The sequence below is a fragment of the Xenorhabdus bakwenae genome, from assembly GCF_030272115.1.
GTDB classification, from domain to species: Bacteria; Pseudomonadota; Gammaproteobacteria; order Enterobacterales; family Enterobacteriaceae; genus Xenorhabdus; species Xenorhabdus bakwenae.
Genome location: NZ_CP119194.1, coordinates 3,111,951 through 3,128,024, shown reverse-complemented (window position 1 = coordinate 3,128,024; position 16,074 = coordinate 3,111,951). Strand labels below are relative to the sequence as shown.

General features: G+C 46.7%; 15 protein-coding genes and 1 pseudogene. 4 read left to right on the top strand and 12 right to left on the bottom strand.

All coding sequences use genetic code 11. The features are described from left to right. Positions 1 to 51: 51 nt before the first annotated feature. The gene (locus PXH59_RS15705) at positions 52 to 591 is read right to left on the bottom strand and encodes a TetR/AcrR family transcriptional regulator (RefSeq protein WP_285809078.1); all 540 of its coding nucleotides are present in this window, start codon (positions 589 to 591) and stop codon (positions 52 to 54) included. 100 nt (positions 592 to 691) lie between these two features. Between PXH59_RS15705 and PXH59_RS15700 the strand changes: the two genes are divergently transcribed. Then, positions 692 to 2,173 (top strand): MFS transporter, encoded by a 1,482-nt coding sequence (locus PXH59_RS15700; protein WP_285809077.1) that lies wholly within the window; start codon positions 692 to 694, stop codon positions 2,171 to 2,173. A gap of 135 nt (positions 2,174 to 2,308) precedes the next feature. On the opposite strand, the gene PXH59_RS15695 is transcribed toward PXH59_RS15700, so the two are convergent. From PXH59_RS15695 to greB, 11 genes and pseudogenes are all read right to left on the bottom strand, one after another. After that, entirely contained in the window at positions 2,309 to 3,148 is an 840-nt protein-coding gene (locus PXH59_RS15695; RefSeq protein WP_285809076.1) for an amino acid ABC transporter permease, read from the bottom strand. A gap of 1 nt (position 3,149) precedes the next feature. Continuing rightward, a complete protein-coding gene (locus PXH59_RS15690; protein ID WP_285809075.1) occupies positions 3,150 to 3,887 on the bottom strand; it encodes an amino acid ABC transporter permease in 738 nt (245 codons plus the stop codon). A gap of 99 nt (positions 3,888 to 3,986) precedes the next feature. After that, a pseudogene (locus PXH59_RS15685) lies at positions 3,987 to 4,836 on the bottom strand (ABC transporter substrate-binding protein). A gap of 110 nt (positions 4,837 to 4,946) precedes the next feature. Continuing rightward, the gene (gene phoU, locus PXH59_RS15680; RefSeq protein WP_047766413.1) at positions 4,947 to 5,663 is read right to left on the bottom strand and encodes a phosphate signaling complex protein PhoU; all 717 of its coding nucleotides are present in this window, start codon (positions 5,661 to 5,663) and stop codon (positions 4,947 to 4,949) included. An 18-nt stretch (positions 5,664 to 5,681) separates the two neighbouring features. Beyond that, positions 5,682 to 6,455: a phosphate ABC transporter ATP-binding protein PstB gene (pstB, locus tag PXH59_RS15675; protein WP_285811803.1), complete on the bottom strand. Its 774-nt coding sequence runs from the start codon at positions 6,453 to 6,455 to the stop codon at positions 5,682 to 5,684. Positions 6,456 to 6,554: 99 nt separating this feature from the next. Further along, positions 6,555 to 7,463 carry a phosphate ABC transporter permease PstA gene (gene pstA / locus PXH59_RS15670; protein WP_047766412.1) on the bottom strand — a complete coding sequence of 303 codons (909 nt, stop codon included), beginning with the start codon at positions 7,461 to 7,463 and terminating at the stop codon, positions 6,555 to 6,557. Between the two features lies 1 nt (position 7,464). Then, positions 7,465 to 8,424, bottom strand: coding sequence for a phosphate ABC transporter permease PstC (pstC, locus tag PXH59_RS15665; RefSeq protein WP_285811802.1), 960 nt, complete (start codon positions 8,422 to 8,424; stop codon positions 7,465 to 7,467). Between the two features lie 31 nt (positions 8,425 to 8,455). Beyond that, entirely contained in the window at positions 8,456 to 9,478 is a 1,023-nt protein-coding gene (gene pstS, locus PXH59_RS15660; RefSeq protein ID WP_285809074.1) for a phosphate ABC transporter substrate-binding protein PstS, read from the bottom strand. A 190-nt stretch (positions 9,479 to 9,668) separates the two neighbouring features. Beyond that, a complete protein-coding gene (locus PXH59_RS15655; RefSeq protein ID WP_285809073.1) occupies positions 9,669 to 10,700 on the bottom strand; it encodes an ATP-binding protein in 1,032 nt (343 codons plus the stop codon). Further along, positions 10,697 to 11,416, bottom strand: coding sequence for an osmolarity response regulator transcription factor OmpR (gene ompR, locus PXH59_RS15650; RefSeq protein ID WP_285809072.1), 720 nt, complete (start codon positions 11,414 to 11,416; stop codon positions 10,697 to 10,699). The genes PXH59_RS15655 and ompR overlap by 4 nt, the downstream gene beginning before the upstream one ends. 99 nt (positions 11,417 to 11,515) lie before the next feature. Then, a complete protein-coding gene (gene greB / locus PXH59_RS15645) occupies positions 11,516 to 11,998 on the bottom strand; it encodes a transcription elongation factor GreB (protein WP_047766408.1) in 483 nt (160 codons plus the stop codon). 273 nt (positions 11,999 to 12,271) lie between these two features. Here greB and PXH59_RS15640 point away from each other — a divergent pair, with 273 nt between their 5' ends. The 3 genes from PXH59_RS15640 to feoA all read left to right on the top strand — a co-directional run bounded on the left by PXH59_RS15640 (position 12,272) and on the right by feoA (position 16,002). Next, positions 12,272 to 14,608, top strand: coding sequence for a Tex family protein (locus PXH59_RS15640; protein WP_285809071.1), 2,337 nt, complete (start codon positions 12,272 to 12,274; stop codon positions 14,606 to 14,608). A gap of 315 nt (positions 14,609 to 14,923) precedes the next feature. Further along, on the top strand, positions 14,924 to 15,448 hold the full coding sequence (locus PXH59_RS15635; RefSeq protein ID WP_285809070.1) for a pyridoxamine 5'-phosphate oxidase family protein: 525 nt from the start codon (positions 14,924 to 14,926) through the stop codon (positions 15,446 to 15,448). Between the two features lie 326 nt (positions 15,449 to 15,774). Further along, the gene (feoA, locus tag PXH59_RS15630; protein ID WP_047766405.1) at positions 15,775 to 16,002 is read left to right on the top strand and encodes a ferrous iron transporter A; all 228 of its coding nucleotides are present in this window, start codon (positions 15,775 to 15,777) and stop codon (positions 16,000 to 16,002) included. Positions 16,003 to 16,074: the final 72 nt, after the last annotated feature.

The following is a 16,074-nucleotide window of genomic DNA, read 5'->3' as shown; positions in this document are numbered from 1 at the left end:
TTGTGACGATATTTTATTCGATTTATCCGCGATTGGTCTTGCCGGAGAAATTCAGGGTGACACAGCAGCAAGAATATCGGTAAAGATATCTCCCCACTCATCCTCGGACATATCCATTAAGCCGAAGAAACGCAAAACGAATGCCCCCTCTGTAGCTAAAAACGCCAAACGCGCTTGCCGGCCTTCTTCCGTCGTTGTGTCCAAGCCTGCTATGCGTTGTCGATACCAGATACGGGTTGATTCAAGATGTTCCGGTGTTTGTAATAAAGCCGTCATCAAACCAGCCGCCTTTGCCGTCGATGCTTCATCAGATCGTCTGGTCGCCTCAATATGCGCACGCACGGCTGTCAACGGGTGGGGATCATGTCCGGCAATTTCATGAAACTGTTCGTCATAACTCGCCTCCCAACGCTCAAGCATCGCATCAATCAGGCCATCTTTTGTACTAAAACTGTATTGCACTCCCCCCTTGGTAATGCCAACCGCCTTCGCCAGTGCATCAATCGTGAGAGCCGCAGCGCCATGTGTTGTGACAATCTGTTCCGCTGCATCCAGCAGAACTTCTCGGTCAATTGTTTTACGTCGTCCCATGCGAACCTCCTTTTCATTAAATACGGATGTATTTATAATAATCGCCAACAATTTAGTCAAGGTTCGGTAAGGTGACCAAACCGCATTGGTGAATTTGCTTATGAAATCGAATATCCGCTGGCTTGTGCTCGCTATTATTTCCAGTGCACTTTTCTTAGTTGTTATTGATATGACCGTGCTATACACCGCTTTACCACGGTTAACACATGATTTGCACGCTTCTGCTTCAGAGAAATTGTGGATCATGAATGCCTATACGTTGACCATCGCAGGGTTACTTCCCGCTATGGGGGCGTTAACTGACCGTTTGGGTGCCAAAAAACTGTTTACTCACGGGTTAGCCATTTTCGGCGTTGCATCGCTGATGGCGGCATTTTCCCCCAATCCTGCCACTCTGATTGCTGCACGTGTGGTGCTTGCTTTTGGCGCGGCGATGATGATGCCGGCGACACTCGCCATAGTCCGGCAAGCGTTTACAGATCCAAACGAAAGGGCACTTGCCATCGGCATCTGGTCTGCTATAGCTTCGGGCGGAGCTGCACTTGGCCCGGTTATCGGCGGGTTCCTGCTCGAATATTACTGGTGGGGATCGGTTTTTCTGATCAACATCCCGATTGCTCTGATTGCGTTTGGCTTTGCACTGGTCGTCATTTCTAAAAGCCCGGACAATCCAGGCCATCACTTTGACCTGATTGCTTCGGTGCAAATTATGATTGGTTTGGTCAGTATCACTTATGCCATCAAAGAATTAAGCAAACCAGTACCTTCATTGTTAACCGCCGCGACAGTGGGTATCGCAGGAATTATTTTCACCGTCATCTTCATTCGTCGCCAGTTAAGTTCATCAACCCCGATGATCGATTTCAACCTCTTCCGCAATCGTGTTTTCACTGCGGGAGTCGTCGCAGCTTTCGTTTCCACAGCAGCACTAGTCGGGATGGAACTTGCTATCAGTCAACGCTTCCAACTCGCTATGGGTCTATCTCCCCTTCTGGCGGGACTATTTATTCTGCCCATTCCGATTGCCTCTTTTATTGCCGGCCCTTTGGCCGGAATTGCGATACCCAAATTTGGTGCCGGGCGGATCATGTGGCTTTCACTCGCTTTTGCCGGTCTGGGGATCACTGTTTATCTCGCTGGCCTGCAATCCGGGCTTTTCGTGCAAATCACTGCATTTTGCATCATTGGATTTGGTAGCGGCGCAGCAATGACCGCTGCTTCCACATCCATCATGCTAAATGCCCCAGAAAATAAAGCTGGCACCGCTGCCTCTATCGAAGAAGTCGCTTATGAACTGGGAAGTTTAATCGGGATAGCCGTTCTCGGCAGTCTGATGGTGGCGGTCTATTCTGCCTCATTTATTCTTCCGGCTGATACACGTATTCCAGAACTGGCGCGAAACAGTATTGATGAGGCACTTATTGTTGCAGAAGGGCTAAAGGGAGAGGTCGCACTGTCACTGATCCATGCAGCAAAACAGGCTTTCAATCACTCATTCCTGTCGGTGTTAATCGCAGCAGGGACATTGCTGTTGTTGACTTCTGTACTCATTGCTGTGTTTGGAAAAGAGAAACGCCATTAATTGAGCCAATAAACATGAAAAAGCCGCATTAAGCGGCTCTCTGAAAATGTTCCTTTAAGCGGTTAATTTAAATATCTTTATGACTAACATCACAAATTAAAGGTGATTTTGCAGTTCTTTTATACTCGATAAACGTCAGGTTGCAATCCGCAAGACGACGCGAGACCTTATATTTCCCCGCTGCGCAGGGAATGAATACAACAACGAAAATATCTGCCAGATGCCAGATATTAATTTTGCGGCACCACGGTCAACGCTTTTTTTACGCCAGAAGCCGAAGATTGCGGTTCTTTCACGCCTCACCGAGAAGCGGCGGGCAACGTAATTGGCAATTAACTCCAGTGACAAACACATGACAAAATAAACCAGCGCAACGAATAAAAAGACTTCCATCGGATAAACCATACTGCGGCTATTCACCTGGGTCGCCAAAAATGACAGTTCTGCCACACCAACGATATACGCCAATGAGGTATCCTTAATTAACGCAATCCACTGATTGATGAATGAAGGCACCATCATACGCAATGCCTGCGGCAAAACGATATGCCAAAGCACTTCCCAACGATTGAAGCCCAGTGATAACCCAGCCCGCCATTGACCATCACCAATCGCTAAAATTCCCGCTTTAACACCATGTGCTAAATAAGCCGAAGTAATCAATGCCAGCGCACAGACAACGGTCGTAATTTCAGGGATCTCCATCCCCAATACGACAGGCAACAAAAAGTACGTCCAGAAAATCAGCATAATGACCGGAATAGCGCGAAAGAAACCCAGTACTGCCGCCAACAGGTTGGCCCAAAAACCACGCAACATCGCCAGAGCAACGCCACCCAGAATACCCAATACAATGGAGATCGTCCCCGCTATGATGCTGATGACCAGCGTCAATGCCGCGCCTTCCAACGGCCCATCGGGAAAGGTTCCCAATAGCAAATAACGCCAGTTTTCTGCAATAACAGTAAAGTCCATATCAATACCCTCTCGCCACTGTTTTCTGTTGGCGCCATTGTCCCCAGCCTTCCATCACCGCAATAATGGCGATGTAGAGTACTGTCGCCACACCAAATGCCTCAAAGGTTTGTAAGGTTTGGGTTTCCACCTGACGAGAAGCATAGGAAAGTTCTGCCACCCCAATCGCCATGGTTAATGATGAATTCTTGACAATATTCATGTATTGCCCCAACAAGGGTGGCATGGCTATTTTCAATGCCTGTGGCAATACAACGTACCGCATGGCCTGCCAGCCCGTTAAGCCCAATGCATGAGCAGCATATTTCTGCCCGCGTGCGACGCCCTGAATGCCCGCACGTAATTCTTCCGCCACAAACGGGGCTGAATAAAGGGTTAATCCAATAAATCCCGCCAAAAATTCAAAGGATGGCCATGCCAGTGTCAGACCGAAAATCAGGGTGTCGTGGGGCGTGTTCAGCCACATCATCGCCTCTTGTGGCAGAATTTGCCCGGATGCGAAATACCAGAAAAACAGTTGTACCAACAAAGGCGTGTTACGAAATACCGTAGTGTAAACCGTCACCAGCCAGCGCAGTGGCTTGATTTGGCTATCCCGTACCGCCGCAATGACAAAACCCAGTAAAGTAGAAGAGATCATGACACAGGCAGAAAGCCACAAGGTGATCAGAAATCCCTGCCAAAGCCACTGAAGATATTCAGGAGCCAGTAAATGCTCAGTAATCAATTGCTCAAACATATCATTCACCGCATAAACAAACAGCAAAGCCCCGAAATAACGGGGCTAATCAATTGGTGTTCTTAAATGGAAGCACTAAATGGAAGCACTAAACAAACATTACTGTTTTGCCTGATCCTCTAACGGAGCAAATTTAAAATCACCTCGCGGTTGAGCGGATTTAGTTTCCGGGCCAAACCAGCGATTGTAGATTTTCGCTGCTTCACCCTCTTTTTCCAATTTCACTAAGGTTTGGTTAACCGAATCCACCAATCGTGTTTCCCCTTTGGAGGCCGCAACTGCTTGATATTCACGAGTAATGCTGAAAGGGGAAATTTCAAAATCGGCTTTCTGGGCTTCCGGTACATTTGCCAGCAAACCGACCAGTTTCGCATCATCCTGCGTAATCGCCTGAACATTGCCATTTCTTAAAGCCGCAAATGCCAGCGGCGTATCGTCATAAGAGATCACTTTGGCAGTTGGATAACGCTCACGCAGGGTAATCTCCTGTACTGTTCCCTTATCTGCCCCAATACGCAGTTTGGCAATATCATCCGGCTTGGTCAGAACGCCTTTGCGGGCAATGAACTTCTGGCCCGTGGCAAAATAAGGAACGGAGAAATCAACTTGCTTTGCACGTTCGTCAGTGATGGTGAAATTAGCGGCAATTAAGTCGATTTTTTTTGGAAGAAAGCAAAGGAATACGGTTTGCCGGATTTGTTGGGCGCAATTCCAGTTTCACCCCTAAATCATTAGCAATCGCATTGGCGATATCGACATCATAGCCTGCCAATTTTTTCGTTTTGGGATCGATAAAGCCAAATGGTGGGTTACTGTCAAATACCGCAATACGTACCGTGCCGGCTTTTTTAATGTCATCAAGTTTATCTGCTTTTGCCACTCCTGAAACCAAGGCCAAACCGGTCAGCAGAGCAGTAACTGCTACGCGAGATTGATTGCGGATCTTCATTGTACACCCCTGTTGGTTATTAATTTTTATCTATCAACAAAAGCTATCAATTTAGATATAGCACCTGAAATAATATAAAATACTATATTTATTCCAGTTAGGAATAAAAACTAGTCTTTTTGGGTGAGTAATTTCTCCAGCTTATCACCCCCAATATGACGAAAGTCCTGTCCTTTGACGTAATAGAAGATAAATTCACAAATATTTTGGCAACGGTCACCAATGCGCTCAATCGCGCGGGCACAGAAAAGCGCCGTCATGACATTCGGAATCGTTCTGGGATCTTCCATCATATAGGTCATGAGCTGACGGATAATACTTTCATATTCCTGATCAACTTTTTTGTCTTCACGGTAGATACGGATAGCCTCTTGCAGATCCATACGGGCAAAGGCATCCAACACATCATGCAACATTTGGATCGTGTGGCGTCCCAATGATTCCAAGCTAACCAGCAAGGATTGCTGTTGATGTGAAAATCTTTCAAGCGCAGTCTGGCAGATCTTATCGGCAACATCGCCAATCCGCTCCAGTTCAGCAATGGTCTTTGAAATAACCATGATCAGACGCAAATCACTGGCCGTCGGCTGACGTTTGGCAATGATGCGAACACACGCTTCATCAATCGCCACTTCCATCATATTGACTTTCTGGTCATCCTCAATCACTTGCCGCGCCAACACTTCATCCTGGTTGTGCATCGCCAGAATCGCCTTACTGAGCTGTTCTTCCACCAGCCCGCCCATTGTCATCAATTCTGTACGAATATGTTCCAGTTCAGCATTGAACTGACCGGAGATATGTTTGCTGAGATTCAGATTATCCATATTATGCTATACCCCGTATTAACCGTAACGGCCGGTAATGTAATCTTCGGTCTGTTTCATCTTCGGTGTGGTAAACAATCTGTCCGTATCGCTAAATTCAATCAGTTCACCCAGGTACATAAATGCCGTGTAATCCGAACAGCGAGCCGCCTGCTGCATATTGTGGGTGACGATCACGACGGTATATTCCGATTTCAGTTCGCTGATCAACTCTTCAATGCGCCCTGTCGAGATGGGATCAAGTGCCGAACAGGGTTCATCCAGCAACAAAACCTCTGGACGAATAGCAATACCACGGGCGATACACAGACGCTGTTGTTGACCACCAGAAAGGCTATGCCCACTCTGGTGCAATTTATCTTTGGTTTCATTCCACAATGCCGCTTTGGTCAACGCCCATTGGACACGTTCGTCCATCTCTGTTCTGGGCAGTTTTTCAAACAGGCGCACCCCGAAAGCAATATTGTCGTAAATGGACATCGGGAATGGTGTCGGCTTCTGGAAGACCATCCCAACTTTGGCACGTAGCAAGGCAACATCTTGCTTGTCTGTCAGGATATTGGTGCCATCCAGAATAATTTCACCCTCAACGCGCTGATCACCGTACAATTCATACATTTTATTGAAAATACGCAGTAACGTGGATTTACCACAGCCCGATGGCCCGATGAATGCCGTTACCTTATTTTGTGCGATATCCAGCGTAATATTTTTCAACGCATGAAACGTGCCGTAATAGAAATTCAGATCACATACCTGAATTTTACTTCCTGCGATTTTATTGACTGCCATGTTGTTTATCGCCGTATTGTTTACTGAAATAACGTCATTAGCCTTATTCATCAGTATTTGTCTCTTTAATACTTTCTGCTTTTGTTCCTTTGAAAAACATCAGTCCTTTTTCTTCACAAACAACGCACGCGCCACAATGTTAATGAGCAATACACATAGAGTAATCAACAATACCCCCGCCCATGCCAACTGTTGCCAGTCGGAGAATGGACTCATGGCAAACTTGAAAATAGTGACAGGCAAGTTTGCCATCGGCTGGTTAAGATCGGTGCTCCAGAACTGGTTGGAAAGCGAAGTGAACAACAATGGAGCCGTTTCACCGGCGATACGAGCAATAGCCAGCAATACACCGGTCATAATGCCGGATATTGAGGCTTTCAACGTGATGGCAGAGATCATTTTCCATTTTGGTGTGCCCAGTGCATAAGCGGCTTCACGCAAGTTATCCGGCACTAGTTTCAGCATGTTTTCCGTTGTACGAATAACAATGGGGATCTGCAACAGTGCCAGTGCAATGACGCCTGCCCAACCCGAAAAGTGCTGCACTTTTGCCACCACAACCGTGTAGACAAACAATCCAACCACAATCGAAGGCGCTGAAAGCAGGATGTCATTAATAAAACGGATGATTTCTGCCAGCCATGAACGGCGGCCATACTCCGCCAGATAAATGCCCGCCATAATCCCCAATGGCGTACCAAACACCGTCGCCCAGAAGATCAGCAAACCGCTACCCACAATGGCGTTTGCCAGTCCACCGCCCTCGGTATTGGGAGGAGGCGTCATTTCAGTAAACAACGCCAGCGACATACCATCGATACCTTTAGTGACAGTGGAGAATAAAATCCAGCCCAGCCAGAATAAACCGAATGCCATCGTCATCATGGAGAGCATCAGCGCCAGCCGGTTTTTCTGACGACGCCATGACTGCATACGGCGACGGCTTTTCATCTCCGCGTCATTTACTGTATTGGCGAAAGGGGCGGGTTGCTCATTGATGGTTGTCATCTCAGCGCTGCCCCTCATTTTTTGCCAGACGCAGAATCATCAATTTTGATAACGCCAGGACAATAAAAGTGATGACAAATAAAATCAGCCCCAGTTCCATCAATGCGGCGGTATGCAGGCCTGATTCAGCCTCAGCAAATTCATTTGCCAATGCAGAGGTAATACTGTTCCCCGGCATATACAGAGACACACTATCAAGTTGGTAGGTATTACCGATAATAAAAGTGACCGCCATTGTTTCTCCCAATGCCCGGCCAAGCCCCAACATGACGCCACCAATGACACCATTTCGGGTATACGGCAAGACGATATGCCAAATCACTTCCCATGTTGTACAACCAATACCATAGGCAGACTCTTTCATCATCACAGGGGTCTGTTCAAACACATCGCGCATGACAGAAGCGATATAGGGGATAATCATGATGGCAAGAATGACACCCGCCGCCAGAATGCCGATGCCAAAGGCAGGGCCGGAGAATAGCGCACCCACGATGGGAATACTGGAGAACACGTCACCAACGGGTTGCTGAAAATAGGTGGCAAACAGTGGAGCGAAAACAAACAGCCCCCACATGCCATAAACAATGCTGGGGATCGCGGCCAATAACTCAATCGCCATACCCAACGGACGTTTTAACCAGTTTGGTGACAATTCCGTCAGAAACAGGGCGATACCAAAACTCACGGGAACCGCAATAATCAGGGCAACTAACGAAGTCATCAATGTGCCATAAACCGGTATCAATGCGCCAAACATCCCTGCCGGCGCATCCCACTCTTTGCTCCATAAGAACGCAAAACCAAATGCTTGTATACTCGGCCAGGAAGCAATGATCAGCGAAATGATAATGCCGCCCAGCAGAAATAAAGTTAACAACGCCGCTAACTTAACCAGAACGCTGAAGATAATGTCACCCTTTTTGCTTGGTGCTTTCAGTGCCGTTTTACGTTCGGCCATACGCATCATTCTCATGTTAGGTTATGTCCCCTTAATAAAAGGGGAAATTACGCTTCCACGCTGCACGCACCTGGCTGACCACTTCTTCCGGCAGGGTGGCATAATCTAGCTCTTTCGCTTGTTGTTTGCCGTTGTTATAAGCCCAATCGAAGAATTTCAGCACTTCTGCACCCTTGACTGCATTTGCCTGCTTTTTGTAGATGAGAATGTATGTAGTCGAGGTAATTGGCCACGCATTATCGCCTTTCTGGTTTGTCAGATCTTGGGCAAAGCTGTGGCTCCAATCTGCCCCTTTAGCCGCCGCACTAAAGTTCTCTTCGGTAGGCGCTAGCACAGCTCCCTCCGCTGAAACCAGTTTGGTATAAGCCAGGTGATTCTGCTTTGCATAGGCATATTCGACATAACCAATCGAACCCGGCAGACGCTGAACAAATGCAGCAATCCCGTCATTACCTTTACCGCCCAATCCTGTTGGCCATTTGACGGTCGAGCCAGCCCCGACTTTTTGTTTCCAATCGCTACTAACTTTGGACAGGTAACTCGTAAAAACGTAGGAAGTCCCTGAGCCATCCGCGCGACGAATCACGGCAATGTTTTGCTCTGGCAGTTTGAGATCGGGGTTCAACTTTGCAATCGCCGGATCATTCCATTTATTGATATGACCCAGATAGATATCACCAAGGGTTTTACCATCCAGAACCAACTGACCCGCTTTAACACCGGTAATGTTCACTGCCAGCACAATCCCACCGATGACCGTTGGAAACTGGAACAGACCATCAGTCGCCAATTTTTCGTCAGACAGCGGGGCATCAGAGGCACCAAAATCAACGGTATTCGCAATAATCTGTTTTACACCCCCAGAAGAACCGATGCCTTGATAATTGATTTTGTTACCCGTTTCTTTCTGATAAGAATCCGCCCACTTGGTATATATCGGAGCAGGAAATGTTGCACCTGCCCCCGTCAGGCTGGCGGCGGCAAATGAAGACAGGGATGTCATGGCAAATACAGTAACCATGATGCTCGCCACGGTGGTACGCATTGATTTCATACTATCTCCTGTTGGAATACACATCATTAATGAAAAATAAATGACAGGTATCGCTGACAATCTGATTTTCAGGTAAGAAAATGATTCAATAAAGAAAATAGGTGAATGCAATGACAATAAGATGTATGAATGATGACATTTTTATGACAGGCGGTTTCGGCAGTGCCTTATTTTGCGTCCAATGCGATTCTTATGTTGCACTCAATGGAAGATATACACGAATGGACAGCCCCTGTTTTTCACTGCTCCCCACCTGAATATCTCCCCCGTGGCTATCAATGATACGGCGGATGATCGCCAACCCCAGCCCCACGCCCTTATTTATTTCGCCCCTATTATTTATTTCACTTTTATTATTTCCCTGCATAAAAGGCTGAAATAAAATGGCGGCGGCTTCTTTCGTCATTCCAGTACCGTTGTCCTCAACCTGAAACCAGCCAAATTTTTCTGTTGAGCCACTACTGATACGAACCCATCCATTGCCATAACGCCGGGCATTAGTCAACAGATTGACCAGTACACGTTTGATGGAAAAGGAATGGGCTAAAATGAAAATCGAACTTGTCGCTAAACGATTTTCAATATCGGTATCTGCCGCACAACGCTGTTCTGCGGCAATCACCTCTTTAAGCAACCCGTTCAATTCACAGCATGTCATCGGCATATCCTGCCCTGCCCGCTGATAATCAATGAATTGATCAATCATGGCATTGCACTCTTCAATGTCCTGATGAACCGATTCTGCCAGAAAATCATCTTTTCCCTCCATCATTTCCATCGCCAGACGAATACGGGTAAGCGGAGTGCGCAAGTCATGGCTCACGCCAGCCATTAATACCGCCTGATCGCTTTCCTGTGATTTCAGCTCCGTGGACAATTGGTTAAGCGCCCTAATCACGGAACGGATAGCGGGCGTCCCCCTTTCAGGCACTGATGAGCCTCTTTTTCCTTTTCCCATGTCGATAACGGCATTCTGCATGGCTTTCAATGAATGTCTCTGGACAGCGGAATATCGCCCGAACATCATGAACACGGACAATACCACCGCAAAAACACTGATAAAGAGATAGGGAAATACCGCGTTAAAAGGGAGCTTTTCTAATACCACCAGCAGTAAGGTAACCAGAGCGCTGAACAGCAAGCTGCCCAGCACTAAGTACAGAACACAGAAAAACAAAGTACGCAGAGAAAGCCAAATCTTTTTTACACTGGGCTTTTTCATACCTTGTTTCCATCAGGAACAAAAACGTATCCCAGCCCCCAAACCGTCTGGATATAACGCGGATGGGCAGGATCTTCTTCAATCAGGCGACGCAGACGGGAAATCTGGACATCAATGGAACGCTCCATCGCACCATACTCTCGTCCCCGAGCCAGATTCATCAATTTATCCCGTGATAATGGCTCACGTGGGTGAGAAACCAACACCTTCAACACGGAAAATTCCCCACTGGTCAAAGGTAACCATTCATCTTGATGAAACATTTCACGCGTTCCAAGATCAAGTTTAAATTTCCCGAACTTGATCACCGCATCATCCGGCGTCGGTGCCCCCGGCAGTTCTTTCGCCTGTCGCCGCAGGACAGCACGCATACGTGCCAACAATTCACGCGGGTTAAACGGCTTGGCAAGATAATCATCAGCGCCGATTTCAAGCCCCACAATCCGATCAACCTCTTCCCCTTTCGCGGATATCATGATGATCGGGATCGCGTTATGCTGACTTCTCAACCTTCGACAGATAGACAACCCATCTTCGCCCGGCAACATTAAATCCAGGACAATCAATTGAATAGATTCTCTGGTCAATAAACGATCCATCTGCTCTGCATTTGCGGCGCTACGCACCTGGAACCCCTGTTCGGATAAATAGCGTTCCAGTAACGCCCGCAAGCGCATATCATCATCAACAACAAGGATTTTATAACTCTCTTGCATGTTTCAGCTCCCAAGATGCTCCATGCCCGCAACATCCATTACTTTCACAGAAAACCCATAACCCCAATAGAAACTTAACCGCATGTATTTTAAGGCAACTTATGCCAAAGGCTGATAGCGAATTTCCAGTATCCAGTAAGTCACCACGCCATTCGGTGTCATCACTGTGACTTCATCATCAACCTGCTTACCCAGTAATGCCCTCGCCACCGGAGAATCAATGGAGATCCACTTCCTGGCAGGATCGAATTCATCCGGCCCTACCAAACGAAACAGGTGTTCCTCTTCATTCTCGTTTTCAACTTTTACCCATGCCCCAAAAAAGACTTTCCCTTCTTGGCGCGGGTCAGGATCGACAATTTGCAGTACATCCAGTCGTTTGGACAAAAACCGTACTCGGCGGTCAATTTCCCTTAACCTTTTTTTACCATAAATGTACTCTGCATTCTCTGAACGATCCCCCAATGCAGCGGCATCTGAAACCGCTTGGGTAACTTTGGGACGTTCAACTTTCCAGAGATATTTCAATTCCTGATCAAGTACATGCCAGCCCTCTCGGGTAATATAGTGACTCTTGGCCATGAAAAACTCACTTGAGAAAAAGGATTAATGGCGCAGTACTATATCTTATCAACTTTCATCAACCCAATCCCAATTCAGAAGATATTTGATGAATTCTGCTGCAACATAACTGAAATATCGCGCTAAACTGGAAATTATCGCGCTCAGCACGTATAAATGGAGCCAGTTTGAACCATGCCGATACTGTTTCAGATGAAATTTGATCTTATCCGGCTCTGTCTGCTGATGTCTCAGAATATCTACAGGCCCTAAAGAAGTTGAAGAAAACAGACCATGAATGAATCTTTAAGTCGAATCATTGCCGGTGAGCTACAGGCTCAACCACAGCAAATCCTAGCTGCCATTTCCCTGCTTGATGAGGGAAATACAGTTCCCTTTATCGCCCGTTACCGTAAAGAGGCCACCGGTGGTCTGGATGACACACAGCTCCGCCAACTCGAAAGCCGTCTCGGTTATCTGCGTGAACTGTCCAACCGCCGTCAGACTATCCTGAAATCAATTGAGGAACAGGGAAAACTAACTGTTGAGCTGACAGAAGCGATTAACGCTACACTGAGCAAAACTGAGTTGGAAGATCTGTACCTGCCTTATAAACCTAAACGCCGTACCCGTGGACAAACGGCCATTGAAGCTGGATTGGAGCCGCTGGCTGATCTGCTGTGGCAAGATCCACAACAAGAACCAGAACTGGCGGCGGCGGCCTATGTCAATGCCGACAAGGGCGTTACTGATACCAAGGCCGCATTGGATGGCGCACGTTATATCCTGATGGAGCGTTTTGCCGAAGATGCAACCTTGCTGGCGAAGGTACGTGAGTATTTATGGAAAAATGCTCACCTGGTTTCCAAGGTTATCGAAGGTAAAGAGGAAGAAGGTGCAAAATTCAGCGATTATTTCGATCACCACGAAGCCATCGCCACCGTTCCTTCCCATCGTGCCCTTGCTATGTTCCGTGGACGCAATGAAGGCATCCTGCAACTCTCTTTGAATGCAGACCCACAATTTGAGGAAGCGCCAAAAGAGAGCCACTGCGAACAAATTATTACCGATCACCTGAACCTGCGCCTGAACAATGCACCGGCTGACAATTGGCGTAAAGCCGTGGTGAGCTGGACATGGCGCATCAAGGTGCTGCTGCATCTGGAAACCGAACTGATGGGCACCCTGCGTGAGAAAGCCGAAAACGAGGCCATCAACGTATTCGCCCGTAACCTGAATGACCTGCTGATGGCTGCGCCTGCGGGTATGCGTGCAACAATGGGACTGGATCCGGGTTTGCGTACAGGCGTAAAAGTCGCCGTTGTTGACGCGACAGGCAAACTGATTGCTACCGATACCATTTATCCGCACACCGGACAGGAAAACAAAGCGGCTGCCATAGTCGCAGCGCTGTGCACCAAACATCAGGTGGAACTGGTTGCTATTGGCAACGGCACCGCATCCCGTGAAACAGAGCGTTTCTTTGTTAACGTGCAAAAACAGTATCCTGATGTTACGGCACAAAAAGTCGTGGTCAGCGAAGCGGGAGCTTCTGTCTATTCCGCATCTGAATTGGCTGCACTAGAATTCCCTGATTTGGATGTTTCCCTGCGTGGTGCAGTCTCCATTGCCCGCCGCTTGCAAGATCCACTGGCTGAACTGGTGAAAATCGAACCCAAATCCATCGGTGTGGGTCAATATCAGCATGATGTTAGCCAGACCCTGCTTGCCAAAAAACTGGATAACGTGGTTGAAGACGGTGTAAATAGCGTCGGTGTTGACCTGAATACGGCCTCTGTTGCCTTGCTGACTCGCGTTGCTGGCCTGACGCGCACTGTTGCCCAAAATATTGTGAACTGGCGCGATGAAAACGGTCGTTTCGACAACCGTAATCAATTATTGAAAGTCAGCCGTCTGGGGCCCAAAGCCTTCCTGCAATGTGCAGGCTTCCTGCGCATCAATCAGGGTGATAACCCGCTGGACGCTTCAACGGTTCACCCAGAAGCCTATCCCGTGGTTGAGAAGATCCTGGCAACAACCCAGCAGACACTGCCTGAACTGATGGGCAACCCGGCTAATTTGCGTAACCTGAGCGCCCAAGAGTTCACGACCGAAAAATTTGGGATCCCGACCGTCACCGATATCCTGAAAGAGCTGGAAAAACCGGGGCGCGATCCACGTCCTGAATTTAAGACTGCCACATTTGCCGATGGGGTTGAAACCATGAACGACCTGCAAGCAGGCATGATCCTGGAAGGTACGGTCACTAACGTGACCAATTTTGGTGCATTCGTGGATATCGGTGTCCATCAGGATGGTCTGGTTCATATCTCTTCCCTCTCCGATCGCTTTGTGGAAGATCCACACACCATCGTCAAGACAGGTGACATCGTGAAAGTGAAGGTGATGGATGTTGACCTCAACCGCAAGCGTATTGCATTAACCATGCGTCTTGATGAGCAACCAGGCGAAACCCAAGCCCGCCATAGCGCCCAAGAAGGTAACCGCCAGGATCGCAATAATCGTAACGGTAATGGCAGAAACCGGCCTGCTTCGCGTTCAGGTTCTGCGCCTTTAGCCAACAGCGCCATGAGTGATGCATTGGCTGCGGCTTTTAACAAAAAACGTTAATCAATAAAAAACGTTAGGTGGCTTAAAATGATTTCCTGAACTGGCCTAATTGTGCCAGTTCGGGATCTTTAATATCTGAAAAAATCATGATTTTCATCATCATAATTCTATTCATTGCTAACGTTATAAATTTGAATACGTTATGACATCTGCATATTTTAGTTAATTCTTCGTATAATCCATTTCGCAATAAATCTCATCATAATGGGAACTTATTGAATAATATAAATCATCAATAATACTCCAATGTTCTTATACCCAATGGGTTTCGCATTTTAGGTATAAAGAACGCATTCGTACTGTTGAGGAAAAGTCATGAATAAATATATCCAACGCAGTTTTGATCTACTCAGCAATATACGTTTCTTCAACCTTTCCACCCATGAACCAGATGAAGATTCAGCCTGGCCATCGACAATGTTCTATATTCCGAAATACAATCCACTGACACTAATCTGGTACTCAAAGCAAGATACCCGACATTCGCAAGAATTACATATCAATCCCCGTGTCAGCGGTGCAATCTACAGTAGCCGGGTCATGCCTGATTCATCGCTGGATCTGACCGGCGCCCAATTCGTTGGCTATGCCCGCCAAGTCCCCGATGAGCGACTACAGGAAACCTATGACTATTTTTTCTTAAAAACTTATCCTGATGAAAATATCAGACAGAAAAAAGCCCGTCCTATCAGTGACTATCAAGGCCACGCCATACGCCGTTTCTATGAATTGGCGATTCGGGCATGGTGGGTATACGATTCGGATGCCTGGAGCCAACATCAAGATGATGAACGTATACAGGTTCCACTGAGTGAATTACTTTATCCTCCAAAAGGTTAGTAAATACCGACAAATGATTTGTTAAATTAATAATAAAATTGAAATCAATGAGCCTTGTTTATTAACGAGGCTTATCAGTAAAAATTTTTTCCGAATATTCCCCCTTCTTAATAAAAATTTATTTTCAATAAAACCACCATTAATTTGATTAATATCAATTCATTTCCACATTATTCAGGATAAATGGCTAACATCGCAATTGCGTATTATTATCATTAACAACTATAATTCAGAGAAATTACCATACTTTTTTCTTGTGGTTCTTCCATTATTGAGGATAATAATTCTTATAATCACTTATTTTTTCAATTAGCGTGGAGATTTATATGGTTCTTATTCCAGAACGCAGATATAAAATTCTGGGATTTTCTCCAAAGATTACCCCAGCTTACCGACAAAAATTATTGTCACTCGGCATGTTACCTGGTTCAACATTTCAGGTCATTCGCTTCGCTCCATTGGGCGATCCAATACAAATCGAAACACGCAGAGTTAACCTTACCCTTCGTAAACAAGACCTGGCATTTCTCATGTTACATGAAGATCTGAATTAGCAAGGCCCGAAGTCAATTTGGTACTGAAATATATAAGGTACGAAATTCACTTTCCTGATTGGCAGAAAGTAT

Bases quoted from the DNA above. Each gene is read 5' to 3' on its own strand.
- PXH59_RS15705 (WP_285809078.1), bottom strand. From the start codon at position 591: ATGGGACGACGTAAAACAATTGACCGAGAAGTTCTGCTGGATGCAGCG.
- PXH59_RS15700 (WP_285809077.1), top strand. From the start codon at position 692: ATGAAATCGAATATCCGCTGGCTTGTGCTCGCTATTATTTCCAGTGCA.
- PXH59_RS15695 (WP_285809076.1), bottom strand. From the start codon at position 3,148: ATGGACTTTACTGTTATTGCAGAAAACTGGCGTTATTTGCTATTGGGA.
- PXH59_RS15690 (WP_285809075.1), bottom strand. From the start codon at position 3,887: ATGTTTGAGCAATTGATTACTGAGCATTTACTGGCTCCTGAATATCTT.
- phoU (WP_047766413.1), bottom strand. From the start codon at position 5,663: ATGGATAATCTGAATCTCAGCAAACATATCTCCGGTCAGTTCAATGCT.
- pstB (WP_285811803.1), bottom strand. From the start codon at position 6,455: ATGGCAGTCAATAAAATCGCAGGAAGTAAAATTCAGGTATGTGATCTG.
- pstA (WP_047766412.1), bottom strand. From the start codon at position 7,463: ATGACAACCATCAATGAGCAACCCGCCCCTTTCGCCAATACAGTAAAT.
- pstC (WP_285811802.1), bottom strand. From the start codon at position 8,424: ATGGCCGAACGTAAAACGGCACTGAAAGCACCAAGCAAAAAGGGTGAC.
- pstS (WP_285809074.1), bottom strand. From the start codon at position 9,478: ATGAAATCAATGCGTACCACCGTGGCGAGCATCATGGTTACTGTATTT.
- PXH59_RS15655 (WP_285809073.1), bottom strand. From the start codon at position 10,700: ATGAAAAAGCCCAGTGTAAAAAAGATTTGGCTTTCTCTGCGTACTTTG.
- ompR (WP_285809072.1), bottom strand. From the start codon at position 11,416: ATGCAAGAGAGTTATAAAATCCTTGTTGTTGATGATGATATGCGCTTG.
- greB (WP_047766408.1), bottom strand. From the start codon at position 11,998: ATGGCCAAGAGTCACTATATTACCCGAGAGGGCTGGCATGTACTTGAT.
- PXH59_RS15640 (WP_285809071.1), top strand. From the start codon at position 12,272: ATGAATGAATCTTTAAGTCGAATCATTGCCGGTGAGCTACAGGCTCAA.
- PXH59_RS15635 (WP_285809070.1), top strand. From the start codon at position 14,924: ATGAATAAATATATCCAACGCAGTTTTGATCTACTCAGCAATATACGT.
- feoA (WP_047766405.1), top strand. From the start codon at position 15,775: ATGGTTCTTATTCCAGAACGCAGATATAAAATTCTGGGATTTTCTCCA.